The organism is Mesorhizobium waitakense (assembly GCF_056431085.1).
This window is the reverse complement of the sequence record NZ_JBWKME010000056.1, coordinates 36,436-56,155: the sequence shown is the minus strand read 5'-3', so window position 1 is coordinate 56,155 and position 19,720 is coordinate 36,436. Positions and strand designations below refer to the sequence as shown.

21 protein-coding genes and 4 pseudogenes are annotated in these 19,720 nt (G+C 61.1%); 10 read left to right on the top strand and 15 right to left on the bottom strand.

Translation table 11 applies throughout. The features are described from left to right. Positions 1-146 precede the first annotated feature (146 nt). Positions 147-428 (bottom strand): hypothetical protein, encoded by a 282-nt coding sequence (locus tag AC07FD_RS14065; protein WP_167391975.1) that lies wholly within the window; start codon positions 426-428, stop codon positions 147-149. Positions 429-446: 18 nt separating this feature from the next. On the opposite strand from AC07FD_RS14065, the gene AC07FD_RS14060 reads away from it, so the two are divergent. After that, on the top strand, positions 447-1,064 hold the full coding sequence (locus AC07FD_RS14060) for a hypothetical protein (RefSeq protein WP_095081621.1): 618 nt from the start codon (positions 447-449) through the stop codon (positions 1,062-1,064). 34 nt (positions 1,065-1,098) lie between these two features. On the opposite strand, the gene AC07FD_RS14055 is transcribed toward AC07FD_RS14060, so the two are convergent. After that, entirely contained in the window at positions 1,099-1,752 is a 654-nt protein-coding gene (locus AC07FD_RS14055) for a hypothetical protein (protein WP_478350327.1), read from the bottom strand. A 350-nt stretch (positions 1,753-2,102) separates the two neighbouring features. Between AC07FD_RS14055 and AC07FD_RS14050 the strand changes: the two genes are divergently transcribed. Continuing rightward, on the top strand, positions 2,103-2,291 hold the full coding sequence (locus AC07FD_RS14050; RefSeq protein ID WP_095081624.1) for a hypothetical protein: 189 nt from the start codon (positions 2,103-2,105) through the stop codon (positions 2,289-2,291). 737 nt (positions 2,292-3,028) lie between these two features. Here the strand turns inward: AC07FD_RS14050 and AC07FD_RS14045 are convergent. The 4 genes and pseudogenes from AC07FD_RS14045 to AC07FD_RS14030 all read right to left on the bottom strand — a co-directional run bounded on the left by AC07FD_RS14045 (position 3,029) and on the right by AC07FD_RS14030 (position 4,318). Beyond that, on the bottom strand, positions 3,029-3,526 hold the full coding sequence (locus AC07FD_RS14045; RefSeq protein ID WP_143748659.1) for a hypothetical protein: 498 nt from the start codon (positions 3,524-3,526) through the stop codon (positions 3,029-3,031). A 146-nt stretch (positions 3,527-3,672) separates the two neighbouring features. Beyond that, a pseudogene (locus AC07FD_RS14040) lies at positions 3,673-3,868 on the bottom strand (sugar ABC transporter ATP-binding protein); the annotation flags it as partial. Positions 3,869-3,882: 14 nt separating this feature from the next. After that, positions 3,883-3,995 (bottom strand): annotated as a pseudogene (locus tag AC07FD_RS14035) (transposase domain-containing protein); the annotation flags it as partial. 35 nt (positions 3,996-4,030) lie between these two features. Then, positions 4,031-4,318 (bottom strand): rhodanese-like domain-containing protein, encoded by a 288-nt coding sequence (locus AC07FD_RS14030; protein WP_342586843.1) that lies wholly within the window; start codon positions 4,316-4,318, stop codon positions 4,031-4,033. On the opposite strand from AC07FD_RS14030, the gene AC07FD_RS14025 reads away from it, so the two are divergent. Next, a complete protein-coding gene (locus AC07FD_RS14025) occupies positions 4,265-4,405 on the top strand; it encodes a hypothetical protein (RefSeq protein WP_206073661.1) in 141 nt (46 codons plus the stop codon). The genes AC07FD_RS14030 and AC07FD_RS14025 overlap by 54 nt on opposite strands. A gap of 9 nt (positions 4,406-4,414) precedes the next feature. Here AC07FD_RS14025 and AC07FD_RS14020 read toward each other — a convergent pair whose 3' ends face one another. Next, positions 4,415-5,005, bottom strand: a complete 591-nt coding sequence (locus tag AC07FD_RS14020; RefSeq protein WP_206073662.1) for a superoxide dismutase — start codon at positions 5,003-5,005, stop codon at positions 4,415-4,417. A 110-nt stretch (positions 5,006-5,115) separates the two neighbouring features. Here AC07FD_RS14020 and AC07FD_RS14015 point away from each other — a divergent pair, with 110 nt between their 5' ends. The 3 genes from AC07FD_RS14015 to AC07FD_RS14005 all read left to right on the top strand — a co-directional run bounded on the left by AC07FD_RS14015 (position 5,116) and on the right by AC07FD_RS14005 (position 8,840). Continuing rightward, positions 5,116-6,093 carry a chromate resistance protein ChrB domain-containing protein gene (locus AC07FD_RS14015; RefSeq protein WP_206073663.1) on the top strand — a complete coding sequence of 326 codons (978 nt, stop codon included), beginning with the start codon at positions 5,116-5,118 and terminating at the stop codon, positions 6,091-6,093. An 8-nt stretch (positions 6,094-6,101) separates the two neighbouring features. Next, positions 6,102-7,517: a chromate efflux transporter gene (gene chrA, locus AC07FD_RS14010; RefSeq protein WP_095081627.1), complete on the top strand. Its 1,416-nt coding sequence runs from the start codon at positions 6,102-6,104 to the stop codon at positions 7,515-7,517. A gap of 138 nt (positions 7,518-7,655) precedes the next feature. Then, positions 7,656-8,840: an MFS transporter gene (locus AC07FD_RS14005; protein WP_245330999.1), complete on the top strand. Its 1,185-nt coding sequence runs from the start codon at positions 7,656-7,658 to the stop codon at positions 8,838-8,840. Positions 8,841-8,920: 80 nt separating this feature from the next. Here the strand turns inward: AC07FD_RS14005 and AC07FD_RS14000 are convergent, their stop codons facing one another. From AC07FD_RS14000 to AC07FD_RS13975, 6 genes and pseudogenes are all read right to left on the bottom strand, one after another. Further along, positions 8,921-9,640, bottom strand: coding sequence for a HoxN/HupN/NixA family nickel/cobalt transporter (locus AC07FD_RS14000; protein WP_095081714.1), 720 nt, complete (start codon positions 9,638-9,640; stop codon positions 8,921-8,923). 9 nt (positions 9,641-9,649) lie between these two features. Continuing rightward, a pseudogene (locus tag AC07FD_RS13995) lies at positions 9,650-10,088 on the bottom strand (YqaA family protein). A gap of 37 nt (positions 10,089-10,125) precedes the next feature. Beyond that, positions 10,126-11,444: pseudogene (locus tag AC07FD_RS13990) on the bottom strand (MFS transporter). Positions 11,445-11,508: 64 nt separating this feature from the next. Next, positions 11,509-11,700: a hypothetical protein gene (locus AC07FD_RS13985; RefSeq protein WP_478350326.1), complete on the bottom strand. Its 192-nt coding sequence runs from the start codon at positions 11,698-11,700 to the stop codon at positions 11,509-11,511. Positions 11,701-11,748: 48 nt separating this feature from the next. Beyond that, entirely contained in the window at positions 11,749-12,846 is a 1,098-nt protein-coding gene (locus tag AC07FD_RS13980) for a cation diffusion facilitator family transporter (protein ID WP_478350325.1), read from the bottom strand. A gap of 8 nt (positions 12,847-12,854) precedes the next feature. After that, positions 12,855-13,136, bottom strand: coding sequence for a metal-sensing transcriptional repressor (locus AC07FD_RS13975; protein WP_095081632.1), 282 nt, complete (start codon positions 13,134-13,136; stop codon positions 12,855-12,857). 102 nt (positions 13,137-13,238) lie between these two features. Here AC07FD_RS13975 and AC07FD_RS13970 point away from each other — a divergent pair, with 102 nt between their 5' ends. The 4 genes from AC07FD_RS13970 (at position 13,239) to AC07FD_RS13955 (ending at position 16,063) form a co-directional block, all read left to right on the top strand. After that, complete coding sequence (locus AC07FD_RS13970; RefSeq protein WP_095081633.1) at positions 13,239-13,628, top strand: hypothetical protein; 390 nt, start codon at positions 13,239-13,241, stop codon at positions 13,626-13,628. Between the two features lie 114 nt (positions 13,629-13,742). Further along, positions 13,743-14,411, top strand: coding sequence for a HupE/UreJ family protein (locus AC07FD_RS13965; RefSeq protein ID WP_245330991.1), 669 nt, complete (start codon positions 13,743-13,745; stop codon positions 14,409-14,411). Positions 14,412-14,434: 23 nt separating this feature from the next. Beyond that, entirely contained in the window at positions 14,435-15,088 is a 654-nt protein-coding gene (locus AC07FD_RS13960; RefSeq protein WP_095081637.1) for a transmembrane anchor protein, read from the top strand. Between the two features lie 447 nt (positions 15,089-15,535). Continuing rightward, positions 15,536-16,063: a DedA family protein gene (locus AC07FD_RS13955; protein ID WP_095081639.1), complete on the top strand. Its 528-nt coding sequence runs from the start codon at positions 15,536-15,538 to the stop codon at positions 16,061-16,063. Here AC07FD_RS13955 and AC07FD_RS13950 read toward each other — a convergent pair. Beyond that, positions 16,038-17,381 (bottom strand): hemolysin family protein, encoded by a 1,344-nt coding sequence (locus tag AC07FD_RS13950; protein ID WP_095081641.1) that lies wholly within the window; start codon positions 17,379-17,381, stop codon positions 16,038-16,040. The two genes, AC07FD_RS13955 and AC07FD_RS13950, sit on opposite strands and share 26 nt — an antisense overlap. 73 nt (positions 17,382-17,454) lie before the next feature. Beyond that, the gene (locus AC07FD_RS13945; protein ID WP_095081643.1) at positions 17,455-19,677 is read right to left on the bottom strand and encodes an AAA family ATPase; all 2,223 of its coding nucleotides are present in this window, start codon (positions 19,675-19,677) and stop codon (positions 17,455-17,457) included. Between the last annotated feature and the right edge of the window lie 43 nt (positions 19,678-19,720).

Here is a 19,720-nt window from a genome sequence, read left to right as displayed (position 1 = left end):
CGGAGATGCTCCAAAATCACAAAAGAGTCAGCACCCGAGACCGTTGGTATTAGTTGTCCGTTTGGTAACGCGTCACGCAAGCCCTTTTTCGTTTGCGGCGTGACTTTTTTGTTGAATTTTACGAAGACCTTCGTATATTGAGTGAGCTAATGGCTTTCAAGGGTGTCAGGTATCGCGTCATCAAGGCACTGAAGGAAGGTACTTATCAGCATGCGGCCCGTGGGGGCATCGAGGACAAGAATGCCTTGATGACTGGCGACATCTCCCCCGAGCAACTGATAACGATCATCGACAGGTGCAATGGCACGCATCATGAGAGTTCTGAACACCATGAGTTCAAGGGCATTGAAGTCCACATCCTCAAGCGAGATGGATGGTACATAAAATTCTACTTCGTTGACCCTGACACGGTCTTCATAAGTGTACATCCCTCAAGGTAGGCTAACATGAAAATCTGGTATGCTGGAGATAGGAGCAAGGCGCTCTGCGAAAAATGCCGGAAAGTCGTTACGACGACTTTCGATTACCACGATGTGCCCTTCCAAAGCGGGATCGGAGTGGCAAAGCAGATCATGGCGGCTACCTGCGACGAGTGTGGTACCGTTGTGGCTATCCCCCCGCAGTCGACGCCAGCGATCCGCGTTGCTCGCGAGATTGCTTCCAGGCCCTTGGAAGTGGTTATGGCCGCGCCGTTTATAGATACGTTGGACCTGGCGTCCTATCGGATTGATCCTTCTGCGGGCGTGATCCTCCGGAAGTCACTGATCGCATACTTCGTGCACAGGTCCGTAAACGACGATTCCTTGGTTGAGCGGCTTCGCAAAAACGCGGAGGTTCATCGAGCGAAGTGGAAAAGCTGGCACGACACCCCGTCAAAACGTCTTTCGATGAAAATAACCCCACGCGTTGGCGACGAGTTCGACGAACTCGTCAAGAAAAGCGCGCTGAATAAGACAACATTGGTCAAGTCCATCGTGATGGACATTGGCTCCGAGATCGTTGAGCCCGAAGAGCCGCAGATGATGCCTGAGTTGCGCAGGATGGCTGCGGCGCTTGCTGCCTAGTTGGCGTTTTGGCAATATGGCTGCATTTCCTGTTTCAGGAGGCACCATCCCGATCAAGTGGCGTCTCGCCCTTGAGGCGCGCGCTGGCGAGTTCAATGAGCGAGTAGGCTATCTCGTCCTCGCTCCAGCCGGTGTCCGCCGCGCGCCCAACCAATTCCAGGAAGGCCGGTTCCAACGCGAGCTTGCATTGAAGGCCGCGGTCCGCATGGTCGGCTGGGGAACTTGGTTCGACGATGCCCGATCGCTTCATTGCCGGCCATGGGCTCTCGCCCCTCTCCCTCTGCCACACGAGGCGCGCCAGCTCGCGTGTTGTTGGAGCGCGCCCTGGCAACCGCTTCATCTTCTCAACCAGTCGCTCTAGCGAGCCCGCGCGTTCCAACTCGGAAAAGAAGTGATGCGGAGTGACGCTACCCAGCCGATGCAGCTGGGCCATGTCCCACACATAAGGATAGTCAACCATGAAATCGGATCGGCGCGCGGCCCTGGACGGCTCAACCCTGGTCAGGATGCCGCCGCCCACGAGCCGATCGGCCTTCTCGATGATTTGGCGCACCCTTGATGTGGACAAGCCATGTTCCTGCGCCAGCGCGGCGAAGCGCCTGCCCTCGAGAAAGCCCTCGACCAGGGCGACGTTCCTGTCGACGGTAGGGCTAAACCCCCAACAGGCGCGCAGTTTTTCCAGCATCATCGCCTTCGTTCACCCGGTTGTTCGCGCCCCCTGCAAACCCTAACCGGGCAAATCGGCGCTTGGAAGACCCTGGACACTCACGTCTTGGCTCGGGCAGCGATGCGGCGACGGTGGCCATGTGATCGCGAAAGATCAGGGCGCCACCATGAACCGTCTGTGACCGGCGACCTCGCGAATGTCGGCTTCTACGGAACACCCGCAGCTCTCGGCAACGTTGAACAAATCCGTTTCGGCGGTTGCCTGTTCGAGAAACCTAGTTGGATTGACCCGCGAAATGTGCTGTACGGCGTATAACCCCAAAACGCGGGGAAGAGAGTTTGTGCTAACTCTCGTGCACTTTGGGGGCTGAAATGAAAACCAATCCGCTCAGGATGTCCGCACTTGATTGCGAAATCTTGCGAAGCGCCTTCCACAAAGCAGTCATCGAAGAGAAAATTCCCGAAAACCAGTGGCGTGACTACGCGACGCAAATGGTCCGTGATTTTGCCCGCATAGAGACAGTCGACCCCGGATTGCTGGAATGGATCATGCGGAAGTAAAAAGGCCCCGGCGCTGGGTCGATACGCCGGGGCCCTTGGCATGTACGAGCTACCAGCATGTCCATTTATGATCGCACTCTAATATAATGAACAAACGGTGAATGGTCGATATCCAGACGTGAGGAAAGGGGCCGAGCGGCGATGCCGTCGGCCTGAGCAGGTCGCTGGGGGACCTCTTCGTTGCCTGGTTAGGCTTCACCATCGCCAGCGAATTTCCACCGTTTTCCCGCGTAAGTTGCAGGCGTCAGCCTTGAACCGCCAGAATCGAGCTTTCTGGATGCGCGTAGCCGTCTATGGTCAACTGCGTGCCGACCGTTTTTGCTCCGATTTCGGTAGCAATCTCGTTCCGTCAGTTCGCGGGTTTCCATTTTTGCGGAAGTTGTTGCCTCGAATGAAGAATTCTCGGATACGACTGCCCAACGAATGATCCGAGGATTTTCATGACACGGCCAGGAGCAATGGCATCAGGCGGCCCGCTTGCCACGCCAATTACAGTCGACGAGAAAGTGTACTGGGTCGCCAGGTCGCATCGAGGAATCCTGAAACGCTTGTTTCTGACTCAACAAGACGCCGCTGTTGCAGCGAGCAAATGACGACAAGGATTCCCGCGCAATCTTGAGACTGGTATTGGACGGGCAAACGATCCTTCTCGCCTGCAATCCTAACTGGCAAAGTAGCCAACTTAGGGATTCCTGAATCAGACGAGTCGAAAGTACCTCTACGCGAACCCGATAATCTTAGTGCCCGGAAACGTTAGCCAGAATTTCCTGCGCCCGTTTATCCATCCTATCTACCTTCGCGAAGACGGGGTGGCTGCGGTCGACGAGGCTCCCCGCTCCGTTGTCTTTCTCGTATTCCGTGGCCCATGACAGCCAAGTCGCATGGTCTTCGATTTGCTGGTCGAACTCATGATGTCCCGCCTCGGCTGATTGGCTGCGGGCCTGCTTCAGGAATTGGGCCGCAAAGCTGACCATGCCCATCTCGCGCGCGGTTTGGACGGCTCCCATGAGTTGGTCGGTCCCAAGCATCATGGGAGGCAACCCGGCCATCATGTCCTTGGCGCCGAGCTTGATGTCCAAGGAACCATCTGAGTTGGCAGGAATCTCGTCAGCTTCGCGGATCATGCTAACTGCGGCTTCCATCAGAGCCGAGTGCTTTCCTTCATCAGGCGCGCATTGCGGACTGAAATGCGCACGCCCGCGTATCGCTATCATCGGATTTTGCGATTCAGTCATTGGCCTGCCCTGTCTTGGTTCCGCAGAGGATTTCGCGGCTCTCTACTCCGTCGGCATAGCCATCGAAGCCCATTTCATAATGAACAATGGTTCATCGCTCTCGTCATCGGCGCAAGAAGAATCGAACTGCGTCCGCGGCTTCGAATCAGTTCCATCGGCGATCCAATCTGCTCCACGCGACCCGCGTTCATAACGACAATCTGATCGGCGAGCGTCATGGCCTCAACTTGATCGTGGGTGACGTACACCATCGTGGCCTTTAGCCGCTCAATGAAAGTCGGCCATCTCGACACGAATCTGCGTGCGCAGCGCTGCGTCGAGATTGGAAAGCGGCTCATCAAACGTATGCGATGTTCTCAGGCCACTGCGCTGAGTTCGGGAGCGCGGATGTAGGCCCACGGGAGGAGGAGATCGTCTACTGGCTGTTTGGGTGGCCGTTGACGATCCTGGTGAGGACGTCGGCGAGATACCCGGCCGACGCCGCGCGTTATTTCAAGCCTCATTTCATGACGCAGTCCTTTCTTCGCCGATTATCAGAGGGACGGTGGGTGCGCCGATCGCATGCCAGGCGGCGATGCCGCCCGAAAGCGCACTTGCATCGACGCCGCGCCGCCGCAGTTCGGCAACGGCATCGCCGCTGACCTGGAAGCCATAAAGGCAATAGACGATGACCGGCCTGTGTTTCGGCAACTCATCTGCCCAATCCGCGATCTTCTCCGGGGCACGGAGCTTGGCTCCTTGCAGCATGTCACTGCGCTTTGCCAGATCCTCGGCGAGGCAGACGTCGAGCAGGACGAGATCTTCTCCCTGATCGAGGCGCGCCCGCAGTTCCTCTGGCGCGATCGCTGGAACCGTATCGTCCGATGCCGATCCTGTTGAAGGATCACTCTACGCGACGGCGCGGCGGTGGCGGGAAGCGACCCGTTCCCAATGGATGTTCTTCATGAAGGCATCGACATAGGCGCCAGCCTTGGCGCCAAAATCGAGGTGATAGGCGTGCTCGTACATATCGAGCGCAAGGATCGGCATACCGCCGGCGAGACAGTTAGTGTGGTCCGCTGCCCATTGGATCGTCAGCCTGTCGCGCCGCTCCGACCAGGTCAGCAGAGTCCATCCTGAGCCTCCGGCCTGCGCCTTGGCACAGGCCATGAACTTGGCGCGCCAGGAGGCCACGCTGCCGAAGTCCCGTTCCAGAGCCGCGGCAAGATCACCAGCCGCATCGCCAGAACCGCCGAGCCCGTCGAAATAGATTTCGTGCAGGATCGCTGAATTGGCGGCGACGAGATCCTCGCGCTTCAGACCGTTGATGTCGAAAACTGGCGCCGCTCCCCAGTCGAGCCCGTCGAGCCGCAACTCGATGGCATTGAGGCGGCGGACGGCACCGCCGTAGTTGTTTTCGTAGTGGCTCGTCAACATCCTTTCGGAGAGACCGACGAGGCGGGGCGGCTTGAACGGCAGCGGCATGATCTGGTGTGGCATCAGTTTCCTCGCCCGACCTCACGGCCCATCCCGTGAGGAGGCGAACGCTATGCTCAAATCCAATATGATACAAGTGTTGCATTTTTCTACGCTCGTGATACGGCTCACTTATGAGTGAGAGGGAATCGCAGGAACAGCACTGGCTGCTCCTTATCCATCAACTGCCAAGCAAGCCCGCCTATTTCCGGGTGAAGGTCTGGCGACGGTTGCAAGGCATTGGCGCGGTCGCAGTCAAAAGCACCGTCTACGCCCTGCCGGCCAATGCCGAGACGCAGGAGGATTTCGAATGGCTCCTGAAGGAGATCGTCGAGGGTGGCGGCGAGGCCATGATATGCGAGGCGCGCCTCGTCGATGGCTTGTCGGACGCTCAGGCGCGGGCGTTGTTCGACGCTGCCCGTGACGCCGAATACGCAAAGATCGTCACGAATGCACGAGAGCTGGTCGCCGGGATCAAGACGAAGGCGACGTCGGAAAAACATGCGGAAGCGCGTTCGCAGCTCGTCCGCTTGCGCAAGCGGCTCACCGAAGTCGTCGCGATCGATTTCTTCGGCGCTAGCGGGCGCCTCGCGGTCGAGGGACTGATCGCCGAACTCGAGGCCCAGCTTATAGAGGACAAGGCCATGACCAAGGAACCGAAGAAGGCGGCCGAGTCGGGTGGGCTCAAGGGCCGGACCTGGGTCACGCGCCGGGACGTGCATGTCGACCGCATCGCCTGCAGCTGGCTGATCCATCGCTTCATCGATGCCGAGGCAACGATCCGTTTCGTGGCGGGCAAGGGATACGTGCCGAAGGAGGGCGAATTGCGCTTCGACATGTTCGAGGGCGAAATAACACATGAGGGAGACCACTGCAGCTTCGAGGTGCTGCTTGGCCGCAGTGGCATAGCCGATCCGGCGCTGCAGGCTATCGCCGAGGTCGTCCACGACATCGATCTCAAGGACTCCAAGTTCAGTCGCGAGGAAACCATCGGCATCGCCAGCTTGATTGCTGGTATCGCCATGGCGAACGCGAGCGATGAGCAGCGGATTGCCGCGGGTGCTTCGGTGTTCGACAATCTCTACCGATATTTCCGTTCGAAACGCGGGTGATCTCACCCATGACCAATGCACGGAGCACCATGACGGTGGCAAACGGACCAAACGACACACCCGGCCATGGCATTTCGTTCGCTGAGGCTACGCGGGTGTGGGCCCGCGTGGCCGCGCTCAGCTTCGGCGGACCGGCGGGCCAGATCGCCATGATGCATCGCATCATAGTCGAGGAAAAGCGCTGGATCGGCGAGACGAGGTTCCTGCATGCGCTGAACTATTGCACGCTGCTGCCCGGACCGGAGGCGCAGCAGCTGGCCATCTACATCGGCTGGCTCATGCACAAGACCAGAGGCGGTCTTGTCGCCGGGATTCTGTTCGTGTTGCCAGGCGCGATCGCCATTATGGTGCTCAGCTGGATCTACGCCATCTTCGGCAACGTCGGCGCCGTTCAGGCCCTCTTCTTCGGTTTGAAGGCGGCGGTCCTCGCCATTGTGCTCGAAGCAGTCTTGCGGATCGGCAGGCGGGCGTTGAAGAACAATGTCATGGTCGGGCTCGCTGCGGCGGCCTTTGTCGCCCTGTTTTTCTTCCAGGCGCCGTTTCCGCTGGTCATCTTGGTCGCGGGTATGATCGGTTTCGTCGGGGCGCGCGCTGGCTGGGCTTCATTCAGCTCGGGCAACGGCCACGGCAAGGTCGGCGGCAAGCAGGTTGCCGACGCCGATACTGCGCTTGGCGAAGGGGTGCCTGTGCATGCCCGACCATCTATCGGCTGGTCGCTGAAGATCGCGGCTGTGTGTCTCCTGCTGTGGTTCGTGCCCGTCCTGGGACTGCTGTTCCTGCTCGGGCAGGGCAATGTCTTCACGGACATCGCCATCTTCTTCTCAAAGATGGCGATGGTGACCTTCGGCGGAGCCTATGCGGTGCTCGCCTATGTCGCCCAGCAAGGAGTTGAGCACTACGGGTGGCTCAAGCCAGGAGAAATGCTGGACGGCCTCGGCATGGCCGAGACCACGCCCGGCCCTTTGATCATGGTCACCCAGTTCGTCGGCTTCATGGGAGCGTACCGGGCGCCCGGAGCGCTCAGCCCGCTCGTCGCCGGAACGCTCGGCGGCTTGCTGACGACGTGGGTCACCTTCGTCCCGTGCTTCCTATGGATTTTCCTCGGCGCGCCGTTCATGGAGACCATGCGCAGCAACAAGGCACTGTCGGCAGCGCTGTCGGCCATTACCGCAGCGGTGGTCGGCGTGATCTTGAACCTGGCGGTGTGGTTCGCGCTTCACGTGCTGTTCCGAGAGCTGCATGACGTCAGCCTGCTTGGGATGAAGCTGGGCGTGCCAGTGTTCGCCTCATTGAACTTCCCGTCGCTGGTCCTGACGCTTGGTGCGATGCTGGCGGTATTCCGCTTCAAGATAGGAGTCATCCAAGTGCTCGCCGCGTGCTCGATTCTTGGCCTGCTTTATGGTCTCGCGACAGGATCGATCTGAGCAACGCAATCAACGCAACCGTTCTCTGGGCAGGAGGCAGGTTTGGCGGTTCAGAGTTCGGCTAATCCACTTGTCGAAAGGGTTACGAACCGGAGGTTTGCGCTCCTTCCTTCTGGTGCTGGGCCGGCAGCTACCTATCTGCTGGCTTCGAGAGGCTTGCGGGCGTTTGGTGACGGACTCGTCAGTCTCCTCCTTCCTGCCTATCTAGCCGTGCTAGGCTTCAATGCCTTCCAGATCGGAATCCTGACTTCAGCGACGCTAGCGGGTTCCGCAGCGCTTACCTTGTCCGTCGGGTTCGTGGCGCACCTCTTCTCCCGCAGATCGCTCTTGATCGCAGCGGCTGTCTTGATGATCGCCACAGGGATCAGCTTCGCGCTGGTAAGGGACTTCTGGCCGCTGCTAGCGATCGCGTTCGTCGGAACGCTGAATCCGTCCTCGGGCGATGTCAGCGTGTTTCTGCCGCTGGAACACGCGCAACTCGCTCACAGCGTCACCGATCGCGACCGCACCGCGCTCTTCGCACGCTACAGCATGGTCGGTTCACTTGTCGGAGCCGTCGGCGCTCTGGCTGCCGCCGCGCCTGACATACTTCGGCAGGTTGTCGGACTGGAGATAAGGCAGGCGCTTCAGATCGCCTTCCTCCTCTATGCAGCCTTGGGGTTCGGAGCGCTGCTTCTGTATAGGCGGCTGCCGCAGGAACCACTCGACGTCGGTGCGGAGCCGGCTGAGCCATTGCGCAAATCTCGGAGCATCGTCCTGACGCTCGCTGCGCTTTTCAGCCTCGACGCCTTTGCAGGCGGCCTGGTGGTTCAGTCATTGCTGGCTCTGTGGCTTTTCCAACAGTTCGGCCTATCGCTCGCCGCGACAGGCGCGATCTTCTTCTTTACAGGCGTCCTCTCGGCAGCGTCCTATCTGGTGGCCGTGCAAATCGCCAAACGAATCGGGCTCGTGAACACGATGGTGTTCACACATCTGCCGTCGAGCCTTTGCCTTGCACTCATTCCCTTCATGCACAGCCTCGGTCCGGTCATTGTGCTCCTGCTGATCCGCAGCGCCTTGTCACAGATGGATGTGCCGACCCGCACCTCTTATGTCATGGCGGTGGTGACACCCGGCGAGCGGGCGGCCGCCGCGAGCGTCACCGCCGTCCCGCGCAGCCTCGCGGCTGCGGCCAGTCCTGTCGTGGCTGGCTCGCTGCTGGCTGCTTCAGGCTTCGGCTGGCCGCTGCTCATCGCAGGCGCCTTGAAGATTGTCTACGACATCCTCCTGCTCGCGATGTTTCGCAAGGTTCGACCGCCGGAGGAACGGCGGGACGGTCAGTAACAGGCACAAAATACGTTGCGCGACTTGGCAACGATGCGGCTCGACCGCGCCTCGAGGACCTCTCAAGTGCGTCCCCATGCTCACTTCGCGATGATCGCGTTCCACGCGACGATGACCAGGACAAGTCCCGCCAGAATTTGAATAGCCCTTGTGACGGCATCCACGACGCGTGGCCGTGTTTCGAGAAGCCGAAGAAGCTGCTGGCGGAAGACCACGGCCGCCAGGTCTACGACAGAGAGCGTGCACGCCACCCCCAGCATCATCGTCACGGCGAAGGCAACGCCTGCCTGAGGGACGCCGCGCGAGATCGCGAACGTCATGACGAACAGCGTCAGCGGGCACGGGATCAGGCCCGCCATGAAACCGACCATCGAGCCTTGACGGCTGCCGTGGTCGTCGTGCTCCCGTCGAAAGGCTTGCCACAGCATCCAGAGGCCGATCACGCCGAGCAGGCCCCGGCTGATGTCTTCCAGCAGCGGCGCGCGGCCCACGCTGCCGAGCGCCACCGAGACCAGCGGCAGCGACAGCAGCGCGATGATGACGGATGTGGTGACATGGGTGAAGGACAGCACCAGTGTCACGAGCAGCGCCCTCGGAAGCGAGGCCGTCGATCCGGTCAGGTAAGTCGCAAGGACTGCCTTGCTGTGGCCGGGGGTCATCGCGTGGACAGCGCCGAAGACAATTCCCATCGGAAGGTAGGCGGCAAGGACCGCCCAGTCGCCCGTCTTCGCGAAGCCCCCGATCCGGTCGGCGAAGGCCAGGTAGATTTCGCGCTGGATCGCGACCAGGTGCTGGAACATATACATCGGCTAGATCCAGCTCAGCGTGGCCGCCGTCAGCACGACGTAACGCAAGGTCTTGGCTATCGCCACCAGCATAAGGAAACTCCAGAACGGTTCGCGCAGGGCACCCGCCACGACGGTCAGCGGATCGCCGATCACGGGCACCCAGCTCAGCAGCAGCGACCATTTTCCATAGCGACGGTACCATTTCATGGCACGTCCGAGCATCGCGGGACTTGCGGGAAACCACGGGCGGTCGCGGAGCCGTTCGACGCCAAGCCCGATTCCCCAGTTGACGACGGAACCAAGCACGTTTCCGGCGCTGGCCACCAGGATCAGGATTCCCGCTGGAAAGGACCCGCCCAGCAGCAGCCCGACGAGCGCAGCCTCCGACTGCATCGGGCAGGATGGTCGCGGCGGCGAAAGCGACGGCAAACAGCCCAGAATAGAGGGCGAGATCAGTCACTGAAAGGCATCGCGAGATACCGATTTGAGCAGGCGCGTCATGCGAGGCGAGGCCATTCGGTGTGATGGCCGTCGATGACATAGGCGTGAGCGTGCCTGTGGCCACTTCCGACGGGTGCGGCATCCGCAAGATGCGGGTGGCCGGGGTCGAGCGCATCATGGACGTGCTCGATCGCGTCGGGGTCGTGAGCGGGCCATAGCCGCGTCGCGACGAACACGGCGACTGCGGCGATCAGCCCGAGCGTTGCGAAGGTGAAAGGCAAACCTGCCTTTGCACCTAGCCGGCAACGGGATAGGTGATCAGCCAGCAGGGGTGCGACAGCGCGAACTGCGCCGCGAACAGCAACGGACGGTCTTCAGGCTGCGAGGATCGGCGCAGCAGGCGGCCGGACGGCGTCTGCGCCAGCGAATAGCCGAGACCGAGTGCAAACCAGAGCGGCAGCAGCAGCCCGAAACCGGGAACCAGCGTGCCAATGAACAGTCCGGCGATCAGGATGACGGAGCCGACGAGCATGGCGGTCCGATCAGGTATGTTCTCGAGCAGCCGCGGCAGGAGGAGCGCCGCGATCATCGACCCGCTGCCGAAGGCCGCAAGGGCGAACGCCGTGGCGCGCTGCGTCAGGCCGAACTCCGCCTGCACCAGCACTACGGTGTTGACGATGACCATCGCGCTCGCGGCGGCGACCGCGAGATTGAGCGCCAGCAGGCCACGCAGACGTGGCGTGGCGAGATAGATGCGCAGGCCGCGCGTGGTGCGGTCGTAGATGCCTCGGCGCTCGGTCGCCTTCGGGCTTGGGAGCACGACCGAGACGACGAGCGCGGCCGAAGCGAGGAAGCCGACAACCGTGCCTGCGAACAGGCTGTGGAAGCTGATGACGGTCAGCAGCGCCGCCGCCAGCATCGGACTGACGACGCTCTCCAGATCGTAGGCGAGCCGCGAAAGGGACAGGGCCCGGGTGTATTCCTTCTCGTCCGGCAGCACGTCGGGAATGGTCGCCTGGAAGGTCGGCGTGAACGCCGCCGAGGCCGATTGCAGCACGAAGATCAGGACATAGATTTCCCATATCTGCGTCACGAAGGGCAGTGCCAATGCCACCGCCGCCCGTATTAGATCGAGCGAGACCAGCATCGTCCGGCGCGGAAGGCGCTCGGCGAACGCTGCCGCCACAGGCGCTACGCCGACATAGGCGATCATCTTGATGGCGAGCGCCGTCCCAAGCACTTCGCCGACACTGGCCCCGGCGAGGTCGTAGGCCAGAAGTCCGAGCGCGACGGTGGCGAGGCCGGTGCCGACTAGGGCGATGACTTGGGCAAGAAACAAATGGCGGTAGGTGCGATTGGCGAGGACTTGCAGCATATGTCTTTCTTCTTGGAGGAGCGACGGGTCGTTGATCCGTGGCGATTGAATGGCGGCCCCGATCTCAGTGATGGTGGCCTTCCGGCTCGGCCATCTTGAACGGCAGCACCTGCTCACGATCTTTCGCGGCCAAGACCAGCCTCGCCTGGAATTCATGGGGTTCGGCAGGGGCTACCTTGCTTTCAAGGCGATGATGATTGTCGGCGACGGGTTCGAGGCGAAGCGTCTCCGGCCCGTTGGGGCGCTCGATAATCACCTGGCGGTCAAATCATCGGCATGCCGATCGACGGTGAGGCGCATCCGCTCACCCGCAGCGGTGCCGACGATTTCCAATGTCCCAGCGGCCAGATCGCACGCAACCTTGAAAGGCGCCGGCGCATGATGACCGTGGGCATGAGACGTTTGCGTGCCCTTGTCCGACCCGGCCGGGCTTTCCAGGCGGACATTCGCTTCGGCCAGCGCCGGCAGGTGGGCGAACAGTTCCCCCCTTGAGTGCTTCGATGACGCCAAGGACGTCCTTGGCCGTCGCCGCGTCCGCGACGCTGATGGCAACGTCGGCATGCAGGCGGTGGCCGATCCAGCGCGCCCGCACGCTTTGGACACGCTCGATGCCGGGCACGTGTTCGGCGGCATGATGGATTTCATCGACGATGCCAGGCTCAACGCCGTCAAGCATGCGCGTGAGCACCGCCTTCGAAGACTGCCAGACGATCGCGAAGATGGCCACCGTAATCAAGAGCCCGATGACCGGATCGGCCAGCGGGAAGCCAAGCCATACGCCGATGGCGCCCAGGACAACCGCCAAGCTCGTGAACCCGTCGGTACGTGCGTGGTACCCGTCCGCGATCAGCGCCGCGCTGTTCATCTCGCGGCCCACACGGATACGGAACACCGCAACGGCTTCGTTCCCAATGAAACCGATGATGCCAGCCATGGCGACCCAGCCGAGAAACGCGATCGGCCGTGGATTGATCAACCTGTCGATCGCCTCGTAACCAGCGACGATGGCGCTGAAGAGAATGATGAGGACGATCAGGATTCCGGCAAGGTCCTCGACTCGACCCAGGCCGTAGGTAAATGTCATGCTGGGTTTTCGGCGAGCCAGCACGAAGGCGATCCACAGCGGTATGGCGGTGACCGCGTCGCCGACATTGTGGATTGTGTCTGCCAGCAGCGCCACGCTGCCGGACAGGAATACGACGACGAGCTGAAGCGCTGCCGTGATGGCCAGTATGACGAATGACCATTTTATGGCCCAGATGCCCCGGTCGGTCGTCGCGATCGTCGGATCGATGACGCCGTGCGTGTGGCCATGACCGCCCTCGCCATGATCATGTCCATGCCCGCCGAAGCCCTGCGTCATAGGGCCGAAGCCGAACCAGTCGCGTATCTTGCCCATCATGGGGATGCTCACAGGTACTTGGTGATTTCCTTGAACTCGTCGATCGAGCGGCGTTGCTCGCGCGCCAGCGGTCCAACGACGTCTTCAAGGCAATGGTCGAGATGGTCCTGGATCAGCGTCCGCTTCGCCTGGCAGACCGCCTTCTCGACCGCATGAAGCTGCTGGGCGACATCGAGGCAGGGCCGACCCGCCTCGATCATCTCGATGATGCTCTTGAGATGGCCATCGGCTCGCTTCAGCCGCTTGACGATCTCGGGATGGGTTTCGTGGACGTGAGGTTGTTCGCTCATCTCTTGATACTATCCTCCTGGAGGGGATATACAAGCCTCAAACTGGCTCCGATTCCGGTGCACGTAACCACTCGTTAAGATTTTAGAGAATAATCGCCAAGCATGCCGAACTGGGTCCATAGCGCAGCCTTTCGCCTCGTCGTCGCTTTCGCGATGACGCTCGGCATGCTGCTCTCGCCTGCGGGCAGTTCGGTCTCGCACGATCCCATCGCGCTTGTCGCCGCCGAGGCCGCCCGTCACGCCAAACTGGCGGGACAGATCGAGACTCACGGGCACGTCCACGATGACGGTGCGACCGAGGATCAGGGGCCTGGCCATTCCCATGGCCACAATCCGGCCGACCACTCGCACGAGACGGCGAACACGCTTCTGGACTTCGCGCCGGCCGTCCCTGCGACTGGGCGGAACTGGGTGATTTGTCCGCCGTCCTTCCCCGAGCCGGAAGCAAGCTCCCGGCTCGATCGCCCTCCGCGACCTATCCTCGCCGGATGATCGCGGCCGCTCGTGCGGCTACCCTCAACGACGAAGATTGGAATTCTCATGCAAGGACCCTGCTATCAGGGCCCGCCATGCTCGCCTTGCGCGCGCTGGCGGCCCGCCGTTCCCATGTTGCTCGCTCTCCTGATCCTGCCCCTCCTGGCCGGAGCGGCCTTCGCCCATGCGGTCGCCGCAGGCGACAAGGGCTACATCCAGGAGATTTCGGGCATCAATCTCTTGCCCTTCATCTATCTCGGCGCCAAGCACATGGTGACGGGATACGATCACATCCTGTTTCTGTTCGGCGTGATTTTCTTCCTCTACCGGATGAAGCACATCGGCATCTATGTCAGCCTGTTCGCGCTCGGCCATTCCATGACCATGCTGCTTGGCGTCTATTTCAACGTTGGCATCAACAGCTACGTCATCGACGCTATCATCGGTCTGTCGGTCGTCTACAAGGCGCTCGACAACATGGGCGCTTTCCAGCGGTGGCTTGGCTTCCAGCCGAACACCAAGGTCGCGACCCTGATCTTCGGCTTCTTCCACGGCTTCGGCCTGTCGACCAAGATCATCGAATACGACATCTCGCCCGATGGCCTGGTGCCCAACCTGCTCGCCTTCAATGTCGGCGTCGAAATCGGCCAACTTCTCGCGCTCGCCGCCATCCTGATCGTCATGGGCTACTGGCGGCGGACCGACAGTTTCTGGCGTCACGCCTATGCCGCCAACACAGTCATGATGACCGCCGGGTTCGTGCTGATCGGATATCAGCTCACTGGCTTGTTTGTTTCCTGAACGTCAAGAAAAGGACTTCTCCCATGTACAACACCGACATTCCAACCCGCGCCGAACTGCCGACCTCCAGACAGCTTCTCCGCTCGACTGCCATCGCCATCGTCGCAGCTGCTGCCATCCTCGTAACCATCGTGCTGCCTGCCGAATATGCCATCGATCCGACTGGCATCGGGCGGGCACTCAATCTCACCGAGATGGGCGAGATCAAAACCCAACTCGCTGACGAGGTGGAACGAGACCGTGTCGGTGGTCAGCGGGGCGAAGCCCCTGCGCCCGCCGCTCCCGACCAGGAATCGAGCCTGCTCGGACGCGTCTTCGCCGAACTGGTGATCGGTTCCGCCACGGCCCAGTCAGCACCCGCGGGACGCACCGACGAAATATCGGTTACGCTGAAACCGGGCGAAGGCGCGGAAGTCAAGCTTGCGATGACGATCGGAGCCAAGGCGGCCTATTCATGGACGGCCAACGGAGCTGCCGTGAATTTCGACATGCACGGTGACGGCGGCGGGAAGACGATCAGCTACGAGAAGGGCCGTGGCGTGGCGGACAGCGAAGGCGTGCTCGAAGCCGCTTTCGACGGCAACCATGGCTGGTTCTGGCGCAATCGGACCGATGCCGAAGTCACCGTGACGCTGAAGACGGACGGCGCTTATGCCGACATCAAGCGCATGATGTGACGGGACGTTCGAACATGCCCTGTCAGATCGAGCAGGGCATGTTCGCTTCAGGTCCGGGACGACAGGGCATTTCGTCGTTCCGGACGACAGCTGTGCAAAAAAATGACAGGGCGGGATCAAGACCCTGTGGTTGTTGCAAGCCGCAATTCAAATGCTGCGACTTCGGGACAGCCAGCTCAGTTTGTCACTTTGGCCACGTCGTGGAGGTCCCTTGATGTGAGAGGTTAATACGCGGAAACCCCCACTCCTCGAATTGCGCGCAATTAGCGTAAATCGACACTTACCGGAGCCAACGCTGTTCCCGATGCCGCGCCGACATGGAAGCTTGCTTCGAAGGGCCGCCTCTGAAAGACAGTCGCGCATCGACACGCCAAAGCTGTCACCCACGCAAGGCGCGGTGCTTCACGGCTGGGCTGCCAACCTCGAAGCAAGGCGGAAAGACACGGAATGAGCCTCACCGAGATCACGCAGGCGACGGTCGCCTTCATTCGCGAACACGAAGCATGGGGTGTGCCGCTGGTGCTTGTGCTGGCCTTCGGGGAATCGCTGGCGTTAATTTCGCTGCTGCTTCCCGCGACCGTCATCCTGCTCGGCGTCGGCTTCCTGATCGGCGAAAGCGGCATCGCCTTCTGGCCGTTGTGGCTGGCGGCCATTGTCGGCGCCTTCATGGGCGACTGGCTGTCCTTCTGGATCGGCACCAAGTTGGGACACAGCGTTTCGAACTACTGGCCGCTGATGCGCTACCCCAACCTTTTGCCACGCGGCCATCGGTTCTTCGAACTCTGGGGCGGGCCGGGCGTATTCATCGGCCGTTTCTCGGGCCCGTTGCGCGCTTCCGTGCCGCTGGTCGCGGGCATCTGCGAGATGCCCGCGCTGACCTTCCAAATCGCCAATATCAGTTCGGCGATCCTGTGGGCGACGGGCATACTGGCACCCGGCGCCTTCGGCCTCAAATGGCTGCAGCAGTGGATGTAGCGGCCTCGCGGCGCACAAGCAGCTTGTCGATGCGCCTTCCGTCCATGTCGAGGATTTCGAAGTGCCATCCTTCGTAATCAAACTGTTCGCCAACTTCCGGAAGATGCCCAAGCTGGGACAAGGCGAATCCGGCGATGGTGTGGAAATCGCCTTCTGCCAATCCAGATCGGAAGCCAAGGCGGGCAAAGGCATCGTGCGCCAGCATCATGCCGTCGATCAGCAGGGAGCCGTCATCGCGCTCGACGATGTCAGGAGTCTCGCCCTCCACGTCCGGCAGGTCGCCAGCAATGGCTTCAAGCAGGTCGGTTTGGGTGACGACGCCCTCCAGGCTGCCGTATTCGTCAATGACGATGGCCAGCCGCACTGGTGCCTTCTTGAACTGGTCAAGCACGCGGAAAATCGGCGTTCCTTCGTGGACGATTACGGGCTGGCGGATGACGGCCATTGGATCGAGAGTTTTGCCATCGAGCACCTGGTCGAGGAGGTCCTTCTTGAGGATCATACCTAGGGGTTCGTCCACCCCGCCACGTCCGACCAGAAGCTGCTCATGGCTGCAGTCCCGGACCGCTCGCAAAATCTCGTCCATGCTGTCATCGGCATCGATCCAGTCGACATCGCGACGCGGTGTCATGATATCGGCAATGCGGCGGTCGCCAATGTTGAAGACGCGTTCGACCAGTTCCTGCTGTGCCTGGTGCAGCAGCCCGGCCTCCTGGCTGGCGGCGACAAGCAGTTTAAGCTCCTCGGGCGAATGCAAGGACTCCTCGCCCGTACCCGGCCGCAGTCCGCAAAGGCGCAGCACAAGATTACCGAGGCCGTTTAGACCGACGATTGCGGGGCGCAACAGGAATAGAAACAGCCCGAGAGGGCGGACCACCCAGAGAGCTGTACCTTCACTGCGCTGGAGCGCCAAGCTCTTGGGCGCCAATTCACCAAGCACGATGTGAAGTGCCGTGATGATGACGAAGGAAATGGCTACCGCGATGGCATGCGAGCCAACTGTAGCAAGGGACCCCGGTAACATGCTCAGCAAGGGTTCAATCAGGTGGGCGAGAGCAGGTTCGCCGATCCATCCGAGCGCGAGGGAAGATATGGTGATGCCAAGCTGTGTTGCCGCCAGATTGGCATCAAGGTTGTCGACGGCGCGCTTCAGGGCAACTGCATTAAGCCTGCCAGCATTTACCAATTCGGTGACGCGGCTGCGACGAACGGCCACAAGTGAAAATTCGGCCGCGACAAAGAAACCATTGGCGGCGACGAGGGCAAGTACGGCGAATATCCCGAGTAAATCGTAAATACCGCCATCGATACTGGACATAATCTCCCTTCTGGGCGGAACTCCGCCACGTGTTTTAAGTGATAACCACTCATAACACGGTTCTGTTGCATCGCTACCTCGGAGAGAGCGGGTGAAGGCAACGTTGATGGTCTCTTCGGATCAGGCTTAACAGCCATCGCAAGGCAGCCGGGGCAATATCACCAAAATTTCCAGAAATGTTGGATTCAGGCGACTGGCGGATTCGTCCGGTTCGCGATGGGTTTGACCAGCGGACAACCGGAAAGCTTGAGCTTTTGCCGACAGTCCGCCTGCTTCCAGATTGGAGATTGGATGTCGATGCATCGGGAGAGCCCCAGGAGCCTGCCCCGAAAGTTCCTCGCCTCATGTGCTGATATGATCGGATAGGCCAATGGTCGACTCCTGACGGCCAGACCGATGTTGAATATCGATCAGTTCGTCCACTTCGGATCCTGACAGCCTTCGCTTTTGCAGCAGGGCCTTCGCAATGCCAGTGAAGCTCCTCGCGCCTGGTCTCGATCAGGATCTTCGCACGCTGGAATTCATCAGCAAGCAGTTTCTCAACCCGAAACCGCAGGTCGCCGTTCATGTGCAGCGTCACGAGCAGTTCCTCCTCGCTTGCTCCCGACAGGAACGTGAAGCCTCCACCCAGCCCGTACGCGGCTTCCACCTCCAGGGCGGTCACCGTGGCGATGTGAAGGTCCGAACCTTTCCTTCCCCCGCCTCTGGCGGACCTCGAACCGAACACAGCCTCCTCGGCTGCGAGTCCTGCAAGCGCGACGGCGATCCGGTCGAGGAATCCGGCCTTCGTCCGTTCCGGAAAGAGCCGCTCGTCGAAACGAGCCCCTCCTCCCCGTTGCGTGGTTTCGCCTGTCGGGTCGAAGGTGTCGATGATCTCCACGCTCCTGAAATCGCCGACGACAAGCGCCAGGCCGACGACCACGTGGCCTGCCTCGTGGATCGCGTTTCGCCACAGCAAGGCTTCAGGGAGAGACATGAGTTCAGGCAACTCGGCGAGCAAGTCCGCGGTTTCGAGGTCGCGCCGCGCACGGCGCGCACGGCGACGCGCCTGCCTGGCGAGCTGTTCCAGGGCCGCCCCTGTCCAGCCGTCCGTGCGAGCGGCTACGGAAGTCAGGTCCAGAGAAGACGACGCTTTGGCTAGATGCCAACCAAGAATTCCTCGTCGTCCCATCATGTCCGGCAGCGGAATGTTCACATGCCTGTCGAGGCGGCCCGGGCGAGTCAGCGCCGCATCCAGCATGTGGGGAAAGTTAGTCGCGCCGACCACGACGACGCCTTCCCGGCCGCCGGATCCATCGAGACACTCCAGCAGGCCATTGACGACCTCCCGGCTATATTGTGCGTTTGGCCCGGAAAAGGCCTGCCTGTCTCCAACTGAGTCGATCTCGTCAATGAGCACGATCGAGGGCGCGTTCTTCATGCCTTCCGCGAACGCCCCTCTCATCGCCTTCAAAAGATCTCCCAAGTGGCCCATTGCCTGCCAGCGCGCCAGCGAACCCAACACAAGATGGACTCCGCAGGTTCGCGCGAGAGCCGCGGCGAACATCGTCTTGCCCGACCCCGGCGGCCCGCTGAGCAGGATTCCCCTGTCGACTTCCGACCACCCGATCTTGCCTGCTCGCCAGTCCACTAAGTCGACGGCAAGCTCCCTTCCCCAGGCGGCAGCGGCGCCCAGTCCATGGAGGTCGTCCAATGTCGGTCCCTGCCCTACGCTCGACTTTGGAGCGACCATGGTGGCGCGAGCCGCTTGCAAGACCTTGTTCAGCGCCCTGCCCTTGCGCCAGATTGCGGCGAGAACATGCAGAGGGACCGTCGCCAGGAATGAAGCATCCTCGTCCGACAGGATTTGGTTGCGGCAGAAACGGGCGGCCGCCTTGAGATATCGGGGCTGGATGGCCGGAAGCACCAGCACAGCATCTGCAACCGCGTCAACGTTTTCCGCGAGAAGGTCGCGGGAATGCGTAACGACGACGATGCGGTCGTTGGAACCCGTGATCCCGAGGAGGTCGAACCGTTCGGACTTTTTTCGCCCATCCGGTTCGACCGTCATGACGAGCGTCCGGTCGCGATCGTACACGCTTCCGGTGATAAGCGATTCCCCCTTTGCCGGGAATTTGGACGCGCCCTCGTAAATATCCACGTCCTCTTCCCTCGGCGCGATCAGGACGATTACGGCCGGTCCTCCCGACAGGAAGTCCCGTTGGTCCCGGAGTGCCCGCATTACCGAGCAATAAGCGGCGAACCGCGTCGCGTTCAAGGCGAGCTTCGCGCTCAGCGCTTTCGACAGGCGTTTCATTGGATGTCCTGACTTTGATGGCTCGGCGCACTCTGGGGCGCAG

Excerpts from the sequence above, each read along its gene's own strand:
- chrA (WP_095081627.1), top strand. The coding sequence starts at position 6,102 with ATGACCAATGCACGGAGCACCATGACGGTGGCAAACGGACCAAACGAC.
- AC07FD_RS13975 (WP_095081632.1), bottom strand. The coding sequence starts at position 13,136 with ATGAGCGAACAACCTCACGTCCACGAAACCCATCCCGAGATCGTCAAG.
- AC07FD_RS14020 (WP_206073662.1), bottom strand. The coding sequence starts at position 5,005 with ATGCCACACCAGATCATGCCGCTGCCGTTCAAGCCGCCCCGCCTCGTC.
- AC07FD_RS14055 (WP_478350327.1), bottom strand. The coding sequence starts at position 1,752 with ATGATGCTGGAAAAACTGCGCGCCTGTTGGGGGTTTAGCCCTACCGTC.
- AC07FD_RS13980 (WP_478350325.1), bottom strand. The coding sequence starts at position 12,846 with ATGATGGGCAAGATACGCGACTGGTTCGGCTTCGGCCCTATGACGCAG.
- AC07FD_RS14065 (WP_167391975.1), bottom strand. The coding sequence starts at position 428 with ATGTACACTTATGAAGACCGTGTCAGGGTCAACGAAGTAGAATTTTAT.
- AC07FD_RS14015 (WP_206073663.1), top strand. The coding sequence starts at position 5,116 with ATGAGTGAGAGGGAATCGCAGGAACAGCACTGGCTGCTCCTTATCCAT.
- AC07FD_RS13945 (WP_095081643.1), bottom strand. The coding sequence starts at position 19,677 with ATGAAACGCCTGTCGAAAGCGCTGAGCGCGAAGCTCGCCTTGAACGCG.
- AC07FD_RS13950 (WP_095081641.1), bottom strand. The coding sequence starts at position 17,381 with ATGTCCAGTATCGATGGCGGTATTTACGATTTACTCGGGATATTCGCC.
- AC07FD_RS14050 (WP_095081624.1), top strand. The coding sequence starts at position 2,103 with ATGAAAACCAATCCGCTCAGGATGTCCGCACTTGATTGCGAAATCTTG.
- AC07FD_RS14000 (WP_095081714.1), bottom strand. The coding sequence starts at position 9,640 with ATGTTCCAGCACCTGGTCGCGATCCAGCGCGAAATCTACCTGGCCTTC.
- AC07FD_RS14045 (WP_143748659.1), bottom strand. The coding sequence starts at position 3,526 with ATGACTGAATCGCAAAATCCGATGATAGCGATACGCGGGCGTGCGCAT.
- AC07FD_RS13955 (WP_095081639.1), top strand. The coding sequence starts at position 15,536 with ATGAGCCTCACCGAGATCACGCAGGCGACGGTCGCCTTCATTCGCGAA.
- AC07FD_RS13960 (WP_095081637.1), top strand. The coding sequence starts at position 14,435 with ATGTACAACACCGACATTCCAACCCGCGCCGAACTGCCGACCTCCAGA.
- AC07FD_RS13965 (WP_245330991.1), top strand. The coding sequence starts at position 13,743 with ATGTTGCTCGCTCTCCTGATCCTGCCCCTCCTGGCCGGAGCGGCCTTC.
- AC07FD_RS13970 (WP_095081633.1), top strand. The coding sequence starts at position 13,239 with ATGCCGAACTGGGTCCATAGCGCAGCCTTTCGCCTCGTCGTCGCTTTC.
- AC07FD_RS14060 (WP_095081621.1), top strand. The coding sequence starts at position 447 with ATGAAAATCTGGTATGCTGGAGATAGGAGCAAGGCGCTCTGCGAAAAA.